Source organism: Burkholderia sp. GW821-FHT14F03 (assembly GCF_058803765.1).
The window spans coordinates 13,214-33,995 of record NZ_JBXAPG010000047.1; the positions used below are offsets into that span (position 1 = coordinate 13,214).

General features: G+C 69.5%; 16 protein-coding genes. 8 read left to right on the plus strand and 8 right to left on the minus strand.

The window, feature by feature from the left end:
• Positions 1-239 precede the first annotated feature (239 nt).
• From AC1RQF_RS26555 to AC1RQF_RS26565, 3 genes are all read left to right on the plus strand, one after another.
• Complete coding sequence (locus AC1RQF_RS26555) at positions 240-1,508, plus strand: glycosyltransferase family 4 protein (RefSeq protein ID WP_337995293.1); 1,269 nt, start codon at positions 240-242, stop codon at positions 1,506-1,508.
• 25 nt (positions 1,509-1,533) lie between these two features.
• Positions 1,534-2,181, plus strand: a complete 648-nt coding sequence (locus tag AC1RQF_RS26560; RefSeq protein ID WP_273999122.1) for a phosphatase PAP2 family protein — start codon at positions 1,534-1,536, stop codon at positions 2,179-2,181.
• Between the two features lie 768 nt (positions 2,182-2,949).
• Positions 2,950-4,344, plus strand: coding sequence for a sigma-54 dependent transcriptional regulator (locus tag AC1RQF_RS26565; protein WP_273999121.1), 1,395 nt, complete (start codon positions 2,950-2,952; stop codon positions 4,342-4,344).
• Position 4,345: 1 nt separating this feature from the next.
• Here AC1RQF_RS26565 and AC1RQF_RS26570 read toward each other — a convergent pair whose 3' ends face one another.
• The 7 genes from AC1RQF_RS26570 to AC1RQF_RS26600 form a co-directional block, all read right to left on the minus strand.
• Positions 4,346-6,175, minus strand: coding sequence for a serine aminopeptidase domain-containing protein (locus tag AC1RQF_RS26570; protein WP_273999120.1), 1,830 nt, complete (start codon positions 6,173-6,175; stop codon positions 4,346-4,348).
• Positions 6,172-8,697: a glycoside hydrolase family 2 protein gene (locus AC1RQF_RS26575; RefSeq protein WP_492873311.1), complete on the minus strand. Its 2,526-nt coding sequence runs from the start codon at positions 8,695-8,697 to the stop codon at positions 6,172-6,174. The genes AC1RQF_RS26570 and AC1RQF_RS26575 overlap by 4 nt, the downstream gene beginning before the upstream one ends.
• Positions 8,694-9,758, minus strand: a complete 1,065-nt coding sequence (locus AC1RQF_RS26580) for a DUF1839 family protein (protein ID WP_273999117.1) — start codon at positions 9,756-9,758, stop codon at positions 8,694-8,696. The genes AC1RQF_RS26575 and AC1RQF_RS26580 overlap by 4 nt, the downstream gene beginning before the upstream one ends.
• A complete protein-coding gene (locus tag AC1RQF_RS26585) occupies positions 9,755-10,720 on the minus strand; it encodes an amino acid--[acyl-carrier-protein] ligase (RefSeq protein WP_273999116.1) in 966 nt (321 codons plus the stop codon). Before AC1RQF_RS26585 ends, AC1RQF_RS26580 begins: the two co-directional genes overlap by 4 nt.
• On the minus strand, positions 10,717-11,931 hold the full coding sequence (locus tag AC1RQF_RS26590) for an acyl-CoA dehydrogenase family protein (protein ID WP_273999114.1): 1,215 nt from the start codon (positions 11,929-11,931) through the stop codon (positions 10,717-10,719). The genes AC1RQF_RS26585 and AC1RQF_RS26590 overlap by 4 nt, the downstream gene beginning before the upstream one ends.
• Entirely contained in the window at positions 11,928-12,179 is a 252-nt protein-coding gene (locus AC1RQF_RS26595; RefSeq protein WP_273999113.1) for an acyl carrier protein, read from the minus strand. Before AC1RQF_RS26595 ends, AC1RQF_RS26590 begins: the two co-directional genes overlap by 4 nt.
• A 178-nt stretch (positions 12,180-12,357) precedes the next feature.
• Positions 12,358-13,146 (minus strand): Crp/Fnr family transcriptional regulator, encoded by a 789-nt coding sequence (locus tag AC1RQF_RS26600; RefSeq protein WP_273999111.1) that lies wholly within the window; start codon positions 13,144-13,146, stop codon positions 12,358-12,360.
• 948 nt (positions 13,147-14,094) lie between these two features.
• On the opposite strand from AC1RQF_RS26600, the gene AC1RQF_RS26605 reads away from it, so the two are divergent.
• From AC1RQF_RS26605 to AC1RQF_RS26625, 5 genes are all read left to right on the plus strand, one after another.
• Positions 14,095-14,889: a Crp/Fnr family transcriptional regulator gene (locus tag AC1RQF_RS26605; RefSeq protein ID WP_273999110.1), complete on the plus strand. Its 795-nt coding sequence runs from the start codon at positions 14,095-14,097 to the stop codon at positions 14,887-14,889.
• 18 nt (positions 14,890-14,907) lie between these two features.
• Positions 14,908-16,281 carry an undecaprenyl-phosphate glucose phosphotransferase gene (locus AC1RQF_RS26610; protein ID WP_273999109.1) on the plus strand — a complete coding sequence of 458 codons (1,374 nt, stop codon included), beginning with the start codon at positions 14,908-14,910 and terminating at the stop codon, positions 16,279-16,281.
• Positions 16,282-16,324: 43 nt separating this feature from the next.
• On the plus strand, positions 16,325-17,602 hold the full coding sequence (locus AC1RQF_RS26615; protein ID WP_492873312.1) for a polysaccharide biosynthesis/export family protein: 1,278 nt from the start codon (positions 16,325-16,327) through the stop codon (positions 17,600-17,602).
• Between the two features lie 138 nt (positions 17,603-17,740).
• Complete coding sequence (locus tag AC1RQF_RS26620; protein ID WP_492873313.1) at positions 17,741-18,973, plus strand: glycosyltransferase family 4 protein; 1,233 nt, start codon at positions 17,741-17,743, stop codon at positions 18,971-18,973.
• Between the two features lie 145 nt (positions 18,974-19,118).
• Positions 19,119-19,712 (plus strand): hypothetical protein, encoded by a 594-nt coding sequence (locus AC1RQF_RS26625; RefSeq protein WP_492873314.1) that lies wholly within the window; start codon positions 19,119-19,121, stop codon positions 19,710-19,712.
• A gap of 9 nt (positions 19,713-19,721) precedes the next feature.
• Here AC1RQF_RS26625 and AC1RQF_RS26630 read toward each other — a convergent pair whose 3' ends face one another.
• The gene (locus tag AC1RQF_RS26630) at positions 19,722-20,681 is read right to left on the minus strand and encodes a hypothetical protein (protein WP_274004371.1); all 960 of its coding nucleotides are present in this window, start codon (positions 20,679-20,681) and stop codon (positions 19,722-19,724) included.
• Between the last annotated feature and the right edge of the window lie 101 nt (positions 20,682-20,782).

Below are 20,782 nucleotides of genomic sequence, written 5' to 3' on the forward strand. Positions count from 1 at the left end.
CGTCGCATTGGGTCCACGATACGGACAGGCCCCTTGTTGTTCTGTTCGTAAGCGCACTGTTTGGTGATTGGTGCACGCGCCGCGCGGATCGTGACGCGATGCGGCGATAGTGTGCGGTTCCGCACATAGGCGGCGCGGGCTTGTTCGGATAATGCACAGCATGCGACGACGGCCGTGCGCCGTTGCTCGCGACGCAGGCTCCATCCGATTCAGCGCAGCATCTCCATAGGATTCCGTGTTTGAAGGTTGCAATCGTTCACGACTGGCTGGTGGTTCATGGCGGCGCCGAACGCGTGCTCGCGCAGATGATCGATTGCTTCCCGCAGGCCGATCTCTTCAGTCTCGTCGACTTCCTGGAAGATCGTTCGTGCTTGCGCGGCCGGCCCGTGCGCACGTCGTTCATCCAGAAACTGCCGTTCGCACGCACCCGCTATCGCGGCTACCTGCCGCTGTTTCCGCTCGCGATCGAGCAGTTCGACCTGTCCGGCTACGATCTCGTGCTGTCGAGTTCGTACGCGGTCGCCAAGGGCGTGCTGACGGGACCCGACCAGCTGCATGTCAGCTACGTGCATTCGCCGGTGCGTTACGCATGGGACCTGCAGCATCAGTATCTGAATGAGGCGGGACTCGCGCGCGGCCCGAAATCGGCGCTCGCGCGCACGCTGCTGCACTACATCCGCAACTGGGACGCCCGCTCAGCGAACGGCGTCGACCTGCTCCTCGCGAACTCGCAGTTCGTCAGCCGCCGCATTCGCAAGACCTATCGGCGCGATGCGCGGGTCGTTTATCCGCCGGTCGACGTCGAGCACCTGACGCGCCGCGACGACAAGGACGACTTCTATCTGACCGCCTCGCGCCTCGTGCCGTACAAGCGCATCGACCTGATCGTCGAGGCGTTCTCGCGCACGCCGTCGCGCCGGCTGGTCGTGATCGGCGACGGTCCCGAGCACGCCAAGATTCGCGCGCTCGCCGGGCCGAACGTCACGCTGCTCGGCTATCAGCCGTTCGAGGTGCTGCACGACCATCTGCAGCGCGCGCGGGCCTTCGTGTTCGCGGCGGAAGAGGACTTCGGCATCTCGCCCGTCGAGGCGCAGGCCTGCGGCACGCCGGTGATCGCGTACGGCAAGGGCGGCGTGTGCGAGTCGGTGCGCGCGACCGGCGATCATCCGACCGGTCTGTTCTACGGAGTCCAGACGAGCGACGCGCTGCTCGACGCGCTCGCGCGCTTCGAGGCCTTGCCGGCGGGCAGCTTCGATCCGCACGCCTGCCGTGCGAACGCGGAGCGCTTCAGCGCCGCGCGGTTCCGCTCGGCCTTCGCGCGGCTCGTGCTCGAAGCGTATGCGGGCCTGCGCGCGGAACTGGCTGCGCCCATGCTGGGCGCGCCGTTCGACCGCGACGCGGACGAGGCGCCGGCGGACGGCGGGGGCGGCGCGGCGGGCCATGATGCGGCCGGCGCGGGCGGCGCCGGACCTGACGCGGCCCGCGATGGCGCATTGGCGCGCGCGTGAGCGCGACGCACAGCGACGGCCGGCCATGCAATTCCTGTCTTTCCTGACCAATTTCGGCGATCCCTACATGACGGCGCCGCTCGCCGTCGCGGCATCGGGCTGGCTGGCCGCGACCGGGCGTCGGCGCGCCGCGCTCGAATGGGGCGCCGCGCTTGCCGGTGCGATCGGCCTGGTTGCGCTGAGCAAGTTCGTCTACGCGGGCTGGGGGATCGGCATCGAGGCGCTGCACTTCACCGGCGTGAGCGGCCACACGATGCTGGGCGCGGCGGTTTATCCGCTCGTCGCGGCGATTGCCGCGCGCGACGGACGGCGCGCCCGCGCGGCGCTCGGCGGCCTGTTGTTCGCGTTCGCGATCGGCTGGTCGCGCGTCGCGCTCGGTTTCCACGCATGGTCGGAAGTCGTGTCGGGGTGGGCGCTCGGCGCGGCGGCGGCGGCGTCGACGTTGCGGCTGATGCGCTCCGCGCCGGCCGACGCGCCGCGCGCCGGCCGCGTGCCCGGCCGCGCCGCCGGCGTGCACGCGGCGGGGGCGCGCGCCAGCGTCGCTTTCGTCGCGGCGGCGTGCGCGATCGTCGTGTTGAGCTACGGGCGCACGGCGCCCGTCAGCGCGTGGATTTCGATTCAGGCGCCAAAGATGGCCGAATGGAGCCGAACGTGGTTCGACGACACGCGTTGAGCGCGCGCCGCGCGGCCTGCCAATTTGTTCTGATTAATCCCTGTGTGCAACTTGTTTCACACCTTCACAGTTATTACGTGAAAGCCGTACCACAATCGACAGACGCAAAAGGAGTTGCATCACGGTATTCATCACAATCGAATCAGCAATGGTCAATGATAGTCAAATCAGGGTTGTGAATTGAATGGCTCGTGAAGGCCAATGTTACAGTAACTTCCGCAGTCGACATCATAAGCACGACGCAATAGAAAGCCACCCTGATACGAGGCGCAGCGGGTTGGCGAGGCGGCTCGCTTGCATCGCGGCCGCTCGTCCCCGGCGAGCCGGAACCCGATGCGGGCGAGGTGGCTTGATTGCCTGTCGGCAGGGATAGTCCCGGATTCTCCGCATGGCTGACTGCAAATCCTGTGGCGCAACGAGGCTCGTCAATGGCGAAGCCGTGCGCCTTGCAAAATCAAATAACTCTCAGAGAGACCAACGAGGCATCTGATGCGCGCTCCCGAGCAATCCGGACGGGCGCAGCCCGGATCGTGTCCCGGCTTCGAGCACCAACGGGGACGGACAGCCGGATCTTGCGCGCGCGTGGCGCGTGTCCGGCAAGCGTCGAGCGCCGGGCGTCGCTTCGCATCCCATGGCCGTGCCCGGTCGGGCCGGTCGTCATTCTTCCGAGGTTTTCGTGTCGGCGCGCCTGTGCGCACGCGGCGTAGCCCGGTTCCCTCGTGGGTCGAATTCGTGGAGTAGACAGGTCAGTTCATTATGGAGGCACCAATGACGACGAGCGCGATCATCGGGGGTCTCACTCGGAGATCTCCCCGACAGCGCCCGCTGATTTACTGGACGCACACCCCGTCGACGCTGCTGCGCAAGGAACTCGCGCGCCGCGACTGGCGGGTGTCGATCGTGTCGGGCACGCATCAGGTCCGCAGCACGACGAGTGAGGTCACGGGCGGCATCCTCGACTTGAGCGGTGTGCCGCCCGACGAGCTGGGCAGCGTCGCGGCCGTGTGCGCGGCGCTGCGCCAGGTCGCGTGGGTCGCGCTCATCGAGGCGCCGCAGGCGGGCATGCCCGAAGTGCGCGCGCTGCTGCGCGATCACTGCTTCGACTACATCACGATGCCGGCGTCGCACCAGCGGATCGTCGACGCGGTCGGCCATGCGTACGGGATGGAATGCCTGTTCACGCCGAATGCGACGCCGCTCGCGACCGACGAGCAGGGCATGATCGGCACCTGCGAGGCGATGCTGCAACTGTTCGAGACGGTGCGGCGCATCGCGCGCACCGACGCGCCCGTGCTGGTGTCGGGCGAGACCGGCACCGGCAAGGAACTGACGGCCGCCGCGATCCATCGCAATTCCGCGCGGCGCGCCGGGCCGTTCGTCGCGGTCAACTGCGGTGCGATCCCGACGCATCTGCTGCAATCCGAGCTGTTCGGCTATGAACGCGGCGCGTTCACGGGCGCGAGCGGGCGCAAGGTCGGCCATGTCGAGGCGGCCAACGGCGGCACCCTGCTGCTCGACGAGATCGGCGACCTGCCGCTCGAAAGCCAGGCGAGCCTGCTGCGCTTCCTGCAGGAGCGCACGATTCATCGCCTGGGCGGCAGCGATCCCGTGCCGGTCGACGTGCGCATCGTGTCGGCGACCCACGTGGACCTGCGCGGCGCGATGAACGAAGGGCGTTTCCGCGCGGACCTGTTCCATCGTCTGTGCGTGCTGCGCGTCGACCAGCCGCCGCTGCGCGCGCGCGGCAAGGATATCGAGCTGCTCGCGCGGCACATGCTCGAACGCTTCAAGACGGACGCGCGGCATCGCGTACGCGGTTTTTCGACCGACGCGATTTCCGCGCTGTACAAGCACGATTGGCCGGGCAACGTGCGCGAACTGATCAACCGCGTGCGGCGCGCGCTGGTGATGGCCGAGGGCCGCCTGATCACCGCGCACGACCTGGAGCTGGACCATTGCGCCGAGACCGCGCCGCTGTCGGTCGCGGAGATCCGCAAGTCGATCGAGCGCGAGGTGATCGAGCTGGCGCTGCTGCGCAATCGCGGCCGCCTCGCCGGCACCGCGCGCGAGCTGGGCATCTCGCGCGCGACCCTGTACCGCTGGATGGACGCCTACGGCATCGAGCGGCCGCGCGCGAGCGCCGGCGCCGCCTCGTCGAACTGACCTAGGCCGACGCCGGGCGCGATGCGCGGCGTTGCTCGCCCACGGCCGGCTGGGCCGGCGCGGCGGAGCCCGCCGCGAGGCGCGACCAGCCGGTCAGCGTCTCGATGCAAAACTCGATCACCCGATCCGCCGCCGCCGAGCCGTATACCGAGTGATCGAGTTCGCGAATCAGCCGCACGTCTGCAAGCGGCGCACGCCGGAACGCAGTGGCGGGTGCGCCGAAATGGCGGCGCAGCTCGTCGACGCCCGGATCATATTCCCCGTACACGAACCAGGTGCGCACGCCGCGCCGCGCGAGCGCGCGCAGCAGGCCGCGCGGCGTGTCGCGCGACGGCTCGACGCCGATCCGCTCCGCGAGGCGCGCGACCGGCACGCGCACGCGCGCGAGCGCAAGCCGGCGCAGCGCGCCGATGATCGGCCGCAGGTCGCGGCGCTCGCGCAGCAGCTGGCGCCACTTGCGCCAGTCGCGCACCGAGGCGAGATAGCCGCGCGCCGAGTTGGTCTGCTGGCGCAGCGCATCCGCGAGCGTCATGCCGCGCGGCCAGATGAAGCGCGGCAGGTTGATCGCGATCACGCCGGCGAGCGAGGTCGACTGCGCGGCCGCGTGCAGCGCCGCGTAGGCGCCCGAGCACACCGCGAACGCGACCACCGGCCGGCAGCCGCGCGCGGCGAACCAGTCGGCCGCGGTCGCGACGTCGGCGATCGTGCGTTCGGAATACAGCACCACCGACTGATCGTCGGGCGCGCGCGCGCCGCTGTCGCCAACCCCGTCGATATCGATGCGCAGCGATGCGATGCCCTGGCGCGCGAGCGCGCGGGCCAGCCGCACCGCGATCCGGCCGTCGCCGCTGCGCGGATTCGCGGCGGTATTCGGGATCAGCAGCAGCGGCACGTCGGTGCGCACGGCGGTCGGTTCCGCCGGTTCGCAGAGCATGCCCACGAGCCGCGCGGGGCCGATCCTCACGAGCTGTTCCGCGACGCCGTCGGCGGTGCAGGCGAGCGGCGCTTCCGCGGGGATGGACGGCGCGGCGCGCGCGGGCGAGGTGCCGAGATCGCGCGCGATCCAGCCGGCCAGCGCGTCGAGCGCGCGCAGCGGCAGCCGCGAACGCGCGCCTTCCTGCAGCGCGCCCGCCCAGCCGTCGAGGCCCAGTTCGTCGACCGGCACGCCGCGCGCGCGCAACGCGTCGCGCAGCGCGGGGCTCGCGCCGTATTCGGTGTCGACGAGCAGCGCCGCGTGCGGCAGCGTGGACGCCCGGGCGACCGCGTCGACGAGATCGACGCCCTTGAGCGCGTCGACGAGATCGGCCGGATAGCGGTGGCCGAGGATATTGAGCCCGGGTTCATCGCGCTGGCCCGCGCGCACCGTGGGCGGCGCGCTGTCCAGCCAGCGCTGCTGGACCATCGCGAGTTCGCGCAGATAGGCGCGGCCCCGCACCATGGGCGCGAGCGCGACGAACGCGTCGATGGGCGGCGCGTCCGACTCGGGCGAGGCGGCCGCGAGCAGCGCGAACGCCGCGCCCGCGCGCGTGCCGGCGAGCGTCACGTGGTCGACGCCACCGTAGAGGCGCAGCGCGCGCACGGCGGCGCGCACGCTCGCGAGGCTGCGCGCGAAGCGCCCCGGCGCGAGGTCGTCGCCCGCTGAATCCCCGCTCGACGGATAGTGGAAGCGCAGCACCCACAGGCCGCGCGCCGCGAGCCGCTCCGCGAGCGCACGCACCAGCTTGTGGGTCCACAGCGCCTCGTGTCCGAGCGGTTCGCACAGTACGACGCCGTGCGTCGTGCGTCCCGCGTGCAGCCATCCCAGACAGGCATCGAACTGGATAGGTCTCATGGTTGTGTCCTCGGGCGAATCGTCTTGTTGGAATTGAGGGCGCGCACGTCGACCACGGGCGGGTCGGGCGGCCATTGGTCTGCCACCGGGGCAGCCTGGTGAGCGTCGGGGGAGCGGTCGACCGGTTCTGCGACCAGTTCGACGCGCAGCGCGGCGCCGGGCGCGAGATGGAAGCTGTCGTCGCGCGCGCGCCAGCCGGGCGCGCTGATCCGCACGTGGCGCGCGAGCTGGCGGGTCTGCAACTCGACCCACCAGCGTGCGTCTTCGCGCAACAGCGCGGCTTCGAGGCCGAGGTCGCGCGGTTCGAGCACGCTCGCGGCGGCGGGCTCGGGGAAGTGGAATGCGCGCGACAGCAGCGCGCCGTCGGCGTGATGGAGCGAGGCGACCACGCAGTCGTGTTCGCGCGGGCCGAAGCGGTACGCGTAGGTGAAGTCGAAGAAGCGCCCGAGCAGGTCCGCCGAGGACAGGCAGACGCCGCCGTGCGGGGCGATCCGCACGACCCGTTCCGCGCGCGCGACCGGGGTGCGCCCGTCGCGCAGCGCGACCAGTTCGAGCCGCGCGTCGAGCGGCTCGGGCGTGTCGTTGAGCAGGTGCGCGTCGAGCCCGTTCAGCCCTTCGTCGGTCAGCAGCACCTGGCGTGGCTGCGACACCTGGCGCAGCGCGTGGAACGCCGATTTCGGGCGGCCGAACGCGTCGACGAGGCCCCAGCCCGCGCCCGGCGTCACGTCCTGGTATTGCCAGACGAGCGCGCCCGCGCAGCGCGAGCCGACGCGCCGCCATTCGGACAGCGTCGCGACCATCAGGTCGGCGACCACCGCGCGCGACAGCGCGAGGTAGCGGTCCGGATCGCGCGCGCGCAGCTGGGCGGGCGCGACGCCGTACAGCGTGTGCAGGTAGTGGTCGCGGACGTCGTCGAAGTCCCACGACGCGCCCCGGTCCCGCGGCACCGCGCGCTTCCATTCGGGGCTGTGAGGAATCGGGTGGCCCAGCGCGGCGAGCGTGGCGTCGCCGGGCACGTTCGCGAATGCCAGGCATTCGCTCGCGAAACGGACGTCGGCGCGTCGCGCGTCCTCGGGCGGCCGCAGGTAGGCGCCGACCCCGTAGTAGTGCGACACGCCCTCGCGCGGCAGGAACGGCAGCACGCCGCCGTGCGGCGAATCGCCGATGTACACCGCGTCCGGGCGGCCGGCGGCGGCCTGCTCGGCGAGCAGCCCGCTCGTGAGCGGCGTGTCGCGCTGCGCGGGCGCGAGCCCGACCATCGCGGCCTGCTGCGCGATCTCGCTGCCGCCGCACAGCACGGCGAGGCATGGATTGGCGGCGTGGCGCGCGAGGAACTGGCGCGCTTCCTCGGTGAGCGCGTCGACGAAGCGCGGGTTGGCCGCGGGGTAGTCGAAGTTCGCGAGCATGAAGTCCTGCCAGACCAGCAGGCCGAGTTCGTCGCAGGCCGCGTAGAACGCCTCGGCCTCGTAGGTCATGGTGCCGCCGATGCGCAGCAGGTTGCAGCCGGCTTCGCGCGCGAGACCGAGCGCGTGCCGGTAGGCATGCGGCGGCGCGTGCAGGGCGAGCGGGTCGGCGCTCGACCAGCATGCGCCGCGCGCGAACAGCGGCACGCCGTTGACCGACAGGGCGAAGCCCCGGCCGTCGTCGCCGCGCGACAGCGCGATCGTGCGGAAGCCGGTGCGGCCGAGCGGCCGCCGCGTGCCGTTCAGTTCGAGTTCGACCGTGTGGAGGGTGGGCTCGCCATGCGTGTGCGGCCACCACAGCGCGACCTCGGGCAGGGTCAGGCCGGCGCGCGCGGTGCGCGGGCCGGTGCGTTCGAGCGATACCGCGTGCGCGCCGCAGACGAGCCGCGCATCGTCGCCCGGCGCGAGCGGCGCGCTGAATTCGAGCGTGGCGTCGAGCCGGCCGTCGCGACCGTCGACGCGCGCATGCAGCGTATGACGCAGCACCGCGAGGCCGGCGGCCGGATCGATCAGCTCGATCGCGCGCCACGGACCGATCGGCTCGATGGCCGGGAACCAGCCCGGCATGCGGCCGAGCAGGGTGGTGCGCACCGCGCGCAGGCCGGCGGGTTCGGCGAGCCGGGTGCGCCAGCGCGCGCGGCCGGGCGACGGCTCGGTATCGAGATGCCGCTTGAGCGAGCGGAAGCACAGATGCAGCACGCTCGCGTCGTTCAGCACGATGTCCTGCTCGTGCGCGATGAACATGCTGGTCGAGCACAGCAGCCGTTTGCCGTCGAGCCAGACCTCGGCGAGGGTCGCGAGGCCGTTCAGGCGCAGCCGGCGCGCGCCGCGTCCCGGCTGCGCGAGGCGATACCAGTAGTCGGATTCGCCGAGCGGATACGGCGCGGCCGGATCGAAGCGGCCCGCGGCGGCGAGCGCCTGCGCGACCGTGCCGGGCACGCGCGCCTCGCACCAGCCGGTGTCGGGCAGGCGCTCAGGCCGGTCGATCGCGCCCGCGGGCGTCGCGCAGAGGGTCCATCCGGCGTCGAGTCGCGCCAGGCTGTCCGGCGCCGCGGTCATTGCGTTGCCGTGGTGATCCCGGCCGGCGACGCGGCGTCGTGTCGCGACGGCGGCGTGAGCGCGCCGAGCTGGTCGACGAGCGTCGCGTACGCGCGCTCGAGGATGTCGAGGCTGCTGTCGCCGCGCTCCACCTTGCCGCGCGCGCTGGCGCGGGCGAGCCGGAATTCGAGGACCATCGATTCCGAGGCGATCGTGTCGCAGGTCGCGACCATCGACTCGAACGGCCCGCCGCAGCCGCTCGCCTCCAGCCAGCGCAGGTAGCGGCCCAGCAGCTCGAAGTTCGCGCCGAGCTGGCGCACCGTGTTGAACGAGTACGCGTGGAAATAGCCGAGCGGTCGCGTGGCGATCGCATGCGCGTCGATCGCGAACTGGCGACGGAACGCCGTGATCGGATTGTGCGCGGGACGCCGCTTCAGGTGCCACGCGAGCAGTTCCAGCGACGCGTCGCACAGCGCGCGTTCCGGCAGCGGGTCGAAGCGCCGCGCCGCGCGTTCGACGTAAGGCAACAGGCGGGCGGGCGACGAGGCGTCGAACAGGCCGTCGTAATCCGCGCCCTCGGCAAGGTAGTAGCCGTTGTTGTGGAAATAGCCGATCTGACGTTGCGCGCGATCGATCGCGTCGATGCCGATCGTGGTCTTGGCGTGCTCGGCCTGGTAGGTCGCGCCGCGCGTGTCCGGCAGATGCCATGCGTCGACCTCGACCAGCATCAGGTTGCCGCGCGCGACCTGCCGCTCGACGTGGACGTCGACCGACTCGAAGATCGCATGCTCCTGCACGACGATGCCGTACAGCGTCTCCAGGTCCTCCAACGGAAACTTGAAGAACGTGAACTGGTCGCCCTCGAAGTCGAGCCCGACCGTGAACGGCAGCGCCGCATACGGATTCAGCCCCCACCAGCCCAGCACCTCGATCCACAGGTCGACATAGCAGTTGCTCTGTTTCCAGACCATCTGCGGGCCGTGCAGCGGATGCGGGCGATAGTGGCGCGCGCGGTGCCGGATATCGGCGAACGCGTCGCCGGGCGGTGCGCCCGGCAGCGCATCGAGCGCGCCCCGAATCATTGCGCGCCCCACAGCGTGTCGCGCACGGACTGCGGCCACCGGTCGAGATCGAAGCCGTGATGGCGGAACAGGCCGAGCGTCAGGCGCTCGAGGCCGAAGCCGACGCAGCCGGTGTGGGCGACCGCCTTCGCGTCGGTCTTGATGCCCCACAGCAGGCCGAAGTGGTCCATGTGGTAGTTGAAGCTCAGGCAGGCGGTCAGGCGGCCGTCGTGCTCGATCGGGATCAGCAGCTCGAACTTGAGGTTCTGCTCGCGCTGGCTGCTCGCGACGATCTTGCCGCCGCGCCCGAAGAACGGGTCGTTCGCGAGGTCGATGCTGTTCGGCAGCTGCAGCGCGTCGATCATGCGCGTGCCGCGCGCGATCCAGTCCTCGCGGAACGCGAGGATCTGCTCGGGCGTGCCGATGCGGATGTACTCGCGCATCCGGAACAACTGCATGCGGGTCGGGTCGAGCGACGGCTCGTGGCGGAAGCAGTACGAGAACACGTCGACGATGCGGCCGTCGGCCGGCAGCGGGCCGCGCTGCGCGATCACCGGATAGACCGGATAGCAGGCGGCCGGCGTCATCACGACATAGGTCGGCTTCTGGTCGGCCGTCCAGTCTTCGCCGCGATCGAGGCATTGCAGCACGCGCTGCTGCGCGTGTTCGTCGCCGCAGAAGCTGTGCACGGTGCCGGCGAGCTGCGGGAAGCTCTTCAGGTATTCGCTGCGCTCGAACTCGGGGCGGCTCATCGCGGGCGGGAAGCGCATCACTTCGGCGTGCTGGTCCGCACCGAGGCGCGAGATATAGGCGTCGAGCCCCTCGACCACGCGCTCGAAGCGTTCGCTGCGGCCGAACAGGCCCTGCACGCCGGTGGGAATCAGCAGGCCGGCGGCGACGAGTTCGTCGCGCAGCGGGTTGACGCCGTCGCGGTCGATGGCGGCGGCGGCGGCCGGCGCGGCGGGGATGGTCATGTCGTTCACGAATCTCTCTCCAGCGAAGCGGGGCGCAGCGCGAGCAAAAGGTTGGCCGTGTTGGCCTCGATACGGTCGTTGCTGATCATCAGCGGCGCGGAGTGCAGGTCGCGGATATGGCGGCCCAGCGTGTACGGCGTGCCGTTCTTGTAGGACGCCATGCCGCAGATCATGGCCGCGTGCGAGACGATCTCGAGCGCGGTCGACGACGTATAGGTCTTGAGCGTGTTCAGCTCGGCCGCGTGCGCCATCGACGCCGACCAGCTGCGCGTGATGCCGCGCCCGTGCAGGCGCAGCGCGCCCTCGATGCGGGCGTCGATCGCCTGCAGCAGCGCGAGCGCTTCCGCGAGCCGGCGGGCGGACGGCGGCAGCGTGCTGCCCTGCTTCTGCATCTGCGTGCGGAAGAACTGATGCGCGCGCCGGAACGCGTCGCCTGCGATGCCCGCCCACACGGCGGCCCACAGGATGTGCGAGGTCGGCACCATGGTCTGCTCGGCGATCTCCGCGAACAGGGCCGGGAAGATCTGCTCGGCGTGGCCGCGCGCGTCGAGGGCGAAACCCTCGCTGCAGGTGCCGCGCATGCCGAACGTGTCCCAGCCGCTGCGCGGCGTGAGCGTGGTGTCTTCCTTGAGCAGCGTGACGAGCACCTGCTCGGACGAGGGCGCGTTCGCGTCGCGCCGCGCGGTCGCGAGGATCGCATCGGCGTGCGCGCCGTAGGAGATGGTCGGCGCCAGCTTGTGCAGCGTGAAGCTGCCCTCGCGCATCTCGATCGCGCAATGGCTGTTGCGCAGGTTGCCGCCGACCTGGTCCTCCGAGGTCGCCGACGCGAGCAGCCACTCGCGCTGCGTGAGCTGCCGGAGGAACTGGCGATACCAGCTGTCCGACAGCGCATGTTCGACGATGCAGGCGACCTGGATCTGGTGCATCGCGAAGATCATCGCGGCCGAGGAGCAGGCATGGCCGATGATGCGGCACGCCGACGCGACCGCGGCCAGCGACGCACCGCGCCCGCCCAGATCGCGCGGCACCATCGCGCCGAGCAACAGATGCTCGCGCATCGCGTCGAGGGCCTCGCCGGGAAAGCGCGCGGCGCGATCGACGTCGTCCGCGAACTGGGCGGCGACCTGCGCGACGCGCCGCGCGGCGTCGTCGAGCGCATGGTCGTCGGTGGCATCGGCGGCGGCGAAGCCGGGGCCGGCCTCGGCATCGAAGCGCTTCATGCGGATTGCGCGGCACGCTGCAACTGCGTGACGGCTCCGGCGAGTGAATCGATGCTCTGGAACAGCTGACGGTTCAGCATGTCGTCCGGCACTTCGATGTTGAAATGATGTTCGATCGCGAGCAGCAGCTGAATGGTATTCAGCGATGACAGCCCTGCTTCGTACAGATCGTCGCCGTTGGCGACTGTATCGATCGGCACCTCGAGGTGCGCGACATCCTTGATGATGGTTCTGAGCTCGTTGTTCACCTGGCGCTCCGGCATGGGAGATGGTCTCCGGATCGGCGGGCAATACCCGATTGCATACCCAACCGATGAGCTAGTAGACCATCGCGGCCGCGGCGCTTCTGTTCGTCACCTTACAGACAGTTACAAAAACGTCCGTCTCGCGAGCGGAAGTACGCGGTTTACCGGTGCGCGGGCGGGCTCAGCTGCGCAGCTCGGCGAGCACGCCGACGTTGCCGGACAGGATCTTGTTCATCTCGTCGCGCACGATCGTGTGGCAGCCGCACGACTGTGCGTCGAGGCCGGGCAGGTCGAGCAGGATGATCGAGCTGCGGTACTGGCGGATCAGGCCCGCCTTCTGGATGTCGCCGGCGGCGTCCGTCACGGTCTCGCGACGCACGCCGAGCATCTGCGCGAGCATGCTGTGGGTGACCTGGATCTCGACGCTGCGCGAACGGTCGTACGCCAGCATGAACCATCTGCACAACTGATTCTTCAGCACGTGATGGCGGCTGCAGAACGAGATCTGCGTGGCCTGCACCATGAGCAGCTGCACGCACAGGAACACGAGGCGGCGCAGGTCCGCGGAATCGCGCAGCAGGTTCGAGAACACGCGCGCGCCGAGCCGGTACGAGAAGCCGTCGCGACAGGTGACGACGCGGCACGGCGTCGCGCCGTTGCTGCCGATCAGTTCCTGGCTGATGAGCCCTTCGCTGCCGATTTCCGCGACCTCGAGCGTCATGCCGTCGGACGACGCGTACTGGATCGAGATCACCGTCGTCACGGGCAGGTAGACGTAGTCGAGCGCCTCGCCGGGCTCGCACAACACCTGGCCCGACTTCACGTGCACGAGCTGCAGGTGGCCGGCGAGTGCGGCGCGCTCGGCCGCGCCGAGCGCGCCGAGGAAGCGGTTCGCGTCGGTGCGATGGGGCAGCTCGATCATGACGCCGCCCGGCCGTACGGCCGGTTCCTTGTATTCACGATGTGTCACGTGGCTTCCTTGTCCGGCTGGCGCCGGAAGCGATCGCGTGGGCCGCGGCCGCACGTGAGGCGTCGAATCGCGGCGATCGGCGCGGCAGCGCATAGGCGACGTACCGATCGATTTGTTAATTCGATTTGACTGTTGATGATGAGAAACCAGATTATCACGCTTGATTTTTATGGGGATTGCATATAATGCGCGATTTCACAAACTTTAACGATTTCCGATTATCGATGAAAGTTTTTGGGCGATAAATCGATATGGCTTGTGATGGGATTGGTCAAGGGGGTTTATTTTTCGATAATACCGATATAAGACCAATGGGTATTTTTTGCTTGCTGGGAAAATGTATGAAGAAAATTTTACAGATGGATTAAACATTGTTTGATGAATTTTCCGGCTTTAAAAAATCCCTATGTAAATCAATGTGTTGCGCAGCAAGTGCGGGTTGAGTCACAGATCGGGGTAAAGGTCTTTCGGCTCACTTTTGCGACAGTTTCATACGGATTACAGTGCGCAGGTTGCTTTCGTTACGGAAATCTAAGTATTCGCCCTAGGGTAGGGGCGAAACGATGCAAACCATTGTGTGTAAAGGCGGATGCCGTGTGGAGAAGGTGGGCGCGTGCGTCATGTGCAATGGTTCGATGCAACATCGGATGTCGCTTGGCGCGCGCCAAAGTGTCCGCGAATGCGACGCTTTTGCACGAATAAAACTGTGCGGTGAATGTTAATTCGAATCCAGGTCTTTTGATATTAAGGATGAGCCGCAATTGGCACGTAAATCGCTTTGACGTATCGGCGCCCCTGCAAGAGGGCGGCACGGCAACGTGCAATGAGGACGACCTTCAGGCCGCCGACACGACGCAGAGGTAATGAGTGAATCTTGCCGTGACCGTGTCTTGCGAAAGCAAATACCCGCACCCGCTTCAGGCGGGGTGGATCAATCAGGGCACGAACATGTTGCATCAACGAGAGGGTTTCCAGACGAACGCGCTGCTGGGTTCATTGACCGAGGACAGCCTGTGTGCGCTCGAGCCGCATCTTGAGCTGGTCAAGATCAAGAGCGCGCAGCTGCTGTACGGCGCGGACGAGCCGATGCGCCACCTGTATTTCCCGACCACCGCGATGATGTCGGTGCTGTACCTGATGGAGGACGGCACGATGGTCGAGGTCGCGGCGATCGGCAACGAGGGCGCGGTGGGCGTATCGACGCTGGCGGGTTCGGGCGCGATGTCGAGCCGCATCGAGGTGCGCAGCGGCGGCTTCGCCTACCGGATCCCGACCCATGTGTTCCGCCAGGAATTCGACCGCTCGCTCGATACCTACGCGCTGATGCTGCGCTACTGGCAGGCGGCGATGACGCAGATTTCGCGCAGCGCGCTGTGCAATCGCCACCACTCGGTCGGCGAGCAGCTGTGCCGCTGGCTGCTGCTCGCGCACGACCGGATCGAGGGCGACGAGCTGGCGGTCACGCAGCAGACCATCGCGAACATGCTCGGGGTGCGCCGCGAAGGCGTGACCGAGGCGGCCGGCAAGCTGCAGGAGGCGGGCCTGATCCGCCAGCGGCGCGGCCATATCACCGTGCTCGATCGCGCGGGCCTGGAAGCGCATGCATGCGAATGCTATCGCTTGATCCGCGGCGAATTCAGCCGGCTCATCACGCACGCGCAGCACGAGGACGATACGTGCCCGGCGGACGGCCGGCCGCTGCGGATCGGCGGCTATCGCGACGCCGTGCGGCCCGCGGCCTGAGCGTCGGGAGAATTCACCATGCCTGGAATCTTCGTGCGGCTCGCGGATGTTTTGCTGGTCGCGGCGGGCGCGCTGCTCGCGCAGGCGCTGCGCGACGGCGGCGCGCTCGATTTGTCCGACGCGCAGCGCGCCTTCGTCGCGCTGCTGTGCGTGCTGACGCTGCTGGTGTTCCCGGCGCTCGGCGTCTACGGTGCGGCGCGCGACCGGATCTCGTATCGCGCGCTCGTGCGCGTGCTGCTCGGCTGGCTCGGCGTCGCGGCGCTCGCCGCCGCGTGCGCGGGCGCACTGCATCGCGACACCGAGGTGTCGCTGTCGTGGCTCGGCCGCACCGTGCTGATGGCGGGCGTGGTGCTGCTGCTGGGCCGCGCGCTCGGCCACGCGTTCGGCAGCGGCATGCACCGCGCCGGGATGCGGCGCCGGCGGGTCGCGATCGTCGGCTCGCGCGCCTACGGGCGCGCCGTGCTCGAACAGATGCAGGCCGCGCGGCGGGCCGGCTTCGTGCCGGTGTGCGTGTTCGACGAGGGCGCAGCCGGCGAGCCGTCGGTGAGCGGCGTACCGCTCGTCACCGATTTCCGCGCGTTCAGGCAACAGGTGCGGATGGACGGCGTCGACGAGATCTGGCTCGCGCTGCCGCTGTCGCACGAGCGGCAGATCCAGCGCATCGTGCGCGAATTCCGCCACGACTTCGTCAACCTGCGCTTCCTGCCGGACGTGCGCGGCATCGCGTTCTTCAATCGCTCGGTCACCGAGGTGCTGGGCATGCCGGCCATCAATCTCGCGACGAGCCCGCTGTCGGTGCCGCAGCTGTGGCCGAAGTTCGTGTTCGACCGGCTGTTCGCGCTCGCGGTGCTGATACCGCTGCTGCCGCTGCTCACGGCGCTCGCGTGCGCGGTCAAGCTGTCCTCGCCGGGGCCGGTGCTGTTCCGGCAGCGCCGCAAGGGCGTCGACGGCCGCGAGTTCGAGATCCTGAAATTCCGCACGATGCGCGTGCATGCGCAGCACACGGGCGTCGTGGCGCAGGCCTCGCGCAACGACGCGCGCATCACGCGGGTCGGCGCATTCCTGCGCCGCACCTCGCTCGACGAGCTGCCGCAGTTCTTCAACGTGCTGTTCGGCCAGATGTCGGTGGTGGGGCCGCGCCCGCACGCGATCGAGCACGACGATCTCTACAAGGAGCTGGTCGACGGCTACATGTACCGCTACCGCGTGCGTCCCGGCATCACCGGCTGGGCGCAGATCAACGGCTATCGCGGCGAGACGCGCAAGGTCGAGAAGATGGCCGCGCGCGTGAAGTTCGACCTGTTTTACATGCAGAACTGGACCTTCTGGTTCGACATCAAGATCATCCTGATGACGCTCGTCAGGGGATTCGTCGGCCGCAATGCATTCTGACGCCGCGCCACCGCGCGGCACCCTCAATAAGGAGAACTTCCCGATGTTGAAGCCCCTCGCGATGGCGGCCGCGCTCGCGGCCGTCCTGTCGGGCTGCGCGCTGGCCCCGGGGCCAGCGCTCGATTCGAGCCGCATGAACGACAATCTGAGCGCACCGACGGATTCGACCGTCTACGACGTCAAGCTGATCACGCCGCAGCTCGTCTACACGCTCAAGCAGGGCGACGAGGCCGATGCGCGTGCGCGCGAGGCCGGCATCCAGTCCGGCCTGCCCGCCGCCTTCAACGATTACCGCGTGGGCGCCGACGACGTGCTCGGCGTCACCGTGTGGGGCCATCCGGAACTGACGCGCGGCGGCGCCGACTCCACCACGCCGCTTGGCGACCCCGGCACGCTGCAGGCGACCGGCAGCCTCGGCGGCGTGCTGCCGCAGCAGACCAGCGCGTTCGGCGCGAACGGGCAGGGCGACCTCGATGCGCAGGGGCAGCGGGTCGCGGCGGACGGCACGATCTTCTTTCCGACGCTGGGCCGCGTGCGGGTCGAGGGCATGAGCCCCGTGCAGATCGCCGCGCTGCTGACGCGGCGGCTGAAGGCACGCCTCAGGGATCCGCAGATCGACGTGCGGGTGATGCAGTACCGCAGCCAGCGCGTCCAGGTGACGGGTGACGTGAAGAACCCCGGCCAGCTGTCGCTGACCGGCTCGCCGATGCGCGTGGTCGACGCGGTCAACCGCGCGGGCGGCGGGAATCCCGACGCGGATCTGCAGCGCGTGCTGGTGTCGCGCGGCGATCAGGTGGTGACGATCGACATGAACCGGATCCTCAATCGCGGCGATCAGCGGCAGAACATCGTGCTGCGGACGGGCGACATCGTGCACGTGCCGGACCATACGCAGAACCGCGTGTTCGTGATGGGCGAAGTGCCGAAGCCGCAGACCGTGTACATGAACCAGGGCCAGCTGTCGCTCGCCGACGCGCTCACGACCGCGGGCAGCATCGACCCGAACGGCGCGAATCCGCGCCAGGTGATCGTGATCCGTCATCCGGATCCGCCGCTCACGTCGGTCGCGGGCACGCAGGCGGGCCTGCAGGAGGGCATCAAGAAGATCAACTACGCGCCGGGCCACAACCGGCCCGAGGTGTTCCGGCTCGACATGACCCAGGTCGATGCGCTGATGCTCGCGACCGAGTTCGACATGAAGCCGCTCGATGTCGTCTATGTCGGCACCGCGCCCGCGGCGCGCTTCAACCGCCTGCTCGCGCAGATCCTGCCGTCGGCGGAGTCGTTCTACCTGGTCTGGTCGGTCGCGCGCAATCGCTGACGCTTGCGCGGCGCGCGGCTTGTGCGGGCGAGCGTACAGACCGCGCTCGCCCGCGCGGCGACACTGGCTGGCCGGGCTCGTGACCGCGCCGCGCGGACACGGGCGCCCCTCTCCGAATGTCGCGCGAGCGCCGCAGCCATGACTTCTCCTTCGTCCGGGAGCGAATCCCGCTCCTCCTTTCCGTCCGAGCCGGGCGCGTACGCGGTCGCCTCGGGCGGCGTCGCCGGCGCGCCGTACCGGCCCGGGTTCGACGCCGACGAACGCGGCGCGGCGCGCGCCGCGCTGCCCGCGTCGGTCGCGATCAACGGCAAGTTCACCGCACAGCGCCTGACGGGCGTGCAGCGCGTCGCGCACGAATTCACCGCGGCGCTCGCGCGGCTCGCGCCGGCCGATGCGCGCGGGCCGACGCTCGTGGTGCCGCGCGATCATGGCGCACTCGCGTTGCCGCCGACGCTCGCGTGCCGCGTGGTGCCGCGTTTTCGCGGCGCGCTGTGGGAACAGCTCGCGCTGCCGTTCGCCACGCGCGACCAGACGCTCCTCAGCCTGTGCAACATCGGGCCGCTGTTCAAGCGCAACCAGGTGCTGATGATCCACGACGCCGCGGTGTTTGATTTCCCGGAGGGCTATTCGCTTGCGTTCCGGCTGTGGTACCGGCTCGCGTTCATGGTGCTCAAGCGCCGCGTGCGGCACATCCTGACCGTCTCGGTATTCTCGAAGGCGCGCATCGTCGAGCGACTGGGCGTCGCGCCGACCGACGTGTCGACGATCTATTCCGGCGTGGATCATTTCGAGCGGATCGAACGCGACGACGCGGTGCTCGCGCGCCTGGGCCTCGCCTACGACCGCTTCGTGCTGATCGTCGGCTCGCTCGCGCCGGGCAAGAACCTCGCGCGCGCGCTCGAGGCGGTCGCGCTGCTCGAACGCACGCATCCCGACCTGAAGGTGGTGATCGCGGGCGGCGCCAACGTGAAGATCTTCGGCGCGGCGGCATCGGCCGATGGCGAGGCTTCGCAACAGGTGATCCGGGCGGGCTATGTCAGCGACGGCGAGTTGAAGTCGCTGTACGAGCACGCGGGCTGCTTCGTGTTCCCGTCGCTGTACGAGGGCTTCGGCCTGCCGCCGCTCGAGGCGATGTCGTGCGGCTGTCCGGTGATCGCGTCGCGCGAGGCGTCGCTGCCCGAGGCGTGCGGCGACGCGGCGCTGTATTGCGATGCGCGCGATCCGGCCGACATCGCCGCGCGCATCGCGCAGCTGATGGACGATCCCGCGCTGCGCGGCCGCATGCGCGCGCGCGGCCGCGCGCACGCCGCGCAATTCACCTGGGCGCGCGCGGCGCGGCAGTTGGCCGGGGTGCTGCGCGCGATCGATTGAGGCGTCGTGCACAGGTGCGGCGGTGCGTCCTGCCCGTCGTCGCATGACGTTTGCATGACAGCCCGCGCGCGTTGCGTGCGCGATGGCCGAAACCGCGCGCGCCCATGGCATGATGCGGGCTTCGCCTTTTCGTCCCCGTCCCGCCATGTCCGTTCCGTCCGTTCGTTCCGGCCGCGCGTCGCGCTGGCTCGTCCCGCTCGCCGGCGCTTTCTGCGCGCTCGCGCTCGCCGGCTGCAAGACCCCGAACCCGCAGGCGCGGGTGACGGGCGACAGCGGCAGGACGGGCCTGATCCGGCTCAGCTCCAAGCAGACCACGATCGACCTGACGAACGCGGAGGCCGTGTCGCTCGCGCGGGTCCAGCAGCGCGCGTATCCGGCGAGCACGCTGCGCGCCGCGAGCGACGCCGGCGCGGGCGCGTTGCGCGCGCTCGACTTCGATCCGGTGACGGTGGATGCGGACGGCGCGCTCGTCGAGGGCGAGCGCAACCGGGTGGTCGGCGATCGCGCGCGCGAGGCGATTCGCGCGGTGTTCAAGGCGAAGGGCGTTCCGCTGTCCGCGCGCACCGATCACGAAAGCGCGCGCGCGTTGCTGATGGTGCGGCCGCGCGCGGACGGTGGCGTCTCGGTGTGGGCGCGCTTCGTGGTCACGCAGTGGGACACCAACGGCGATTCGATCACGACCACCGTCACCGATCCCGCGTTCTACGACGGTTTCTTCAAGCGCCTCGCGCCGCGCTGAGCGCGGCGCTCAGAAGCGGTAGCCGACGCCGGCCTGGATCACGTCGGTGTCGCGGTTGTAGCGCGTCATCACACGGTTCCAGGTGAGCCGGGTGGACCAGCGCGGGCCGATCCGGTAGCTCGCGGAGATCGAGATCAGGCCGGCGAGCCGTCCGTCCGGCGGGCCGGCCTTGCCGGGCACCTCGCGTTCGTCGAGCGCGACATACGCGCCCGCGCCGATGCCGAGCGTGAGCCGCTCGTCGAAGAACGCGCGGGTGAGCCACAGCTGCGTGGCGACGCCGTTGCGCCGGATCGATTTCTTCGAGCCTTCGTACAGGTAGGTCGCGGTCCAGTCGACCTCGTTCAGGATGCCGCGCCGGTATTCGACGCTGCCGCCGAGCGCGCTCGGCGAGCGCGTGCTGTTGAGGATCGTCTCGCCGACCATCGCCGTGATCTCGTTGCGCGTGACCGGGCCGGCGCGGCCCGGCGCCTCGTCGCGCGGCCCGGGCGTGGCGGGCGCGGCGAGCTGGTAGCCGACGCCGAACATCACCGAGGTGGTGCTCGGGCCGCCGAAGATCTGCGCGCGATTGAGCTGCAGCTGCGCGACCCAGCGGTGCGAGGTGTAATACGCGGCGCGCACGCTCATCAGCACGCCCCAGCCGTGCGTGTCCGAGTAGCCGCGCCCGTTGGACGCGGCGGTCGTGTCGAAGTAGCGGTAGGGGCCCGCGCCCGCCGAGATCACGAAGCGGCGCTGGGCGAGCGGCAGGCGGCCCCACAGCTGCACGGCCTGGCCGTCGCGGTGATGGTCGGGAATGTGCCCCTCGTTGTACCAGGTGAAGCCGAGCGCCGCGTAGCGGCCGAGCCCCTCCTGGTAATCGAAGGCCCAGGCGTAGCTGTGGCCGTCGTTGCCGCGCAGCAGGCCGCCGAACAGCGCGAACTCCTGCGCGGACGCGGCGCCCGCGTGCAAGGCGGCGCAGGCCGCGCCGGTCAGCAATAGACGGTGAAGCGTGCAGCAGTGACGCGGATTGTTGCCGGGAACAAGTTCGCGGGTGCGCACGATGGGCTTCCGTGGAAGTGATCGATGCGGGCATT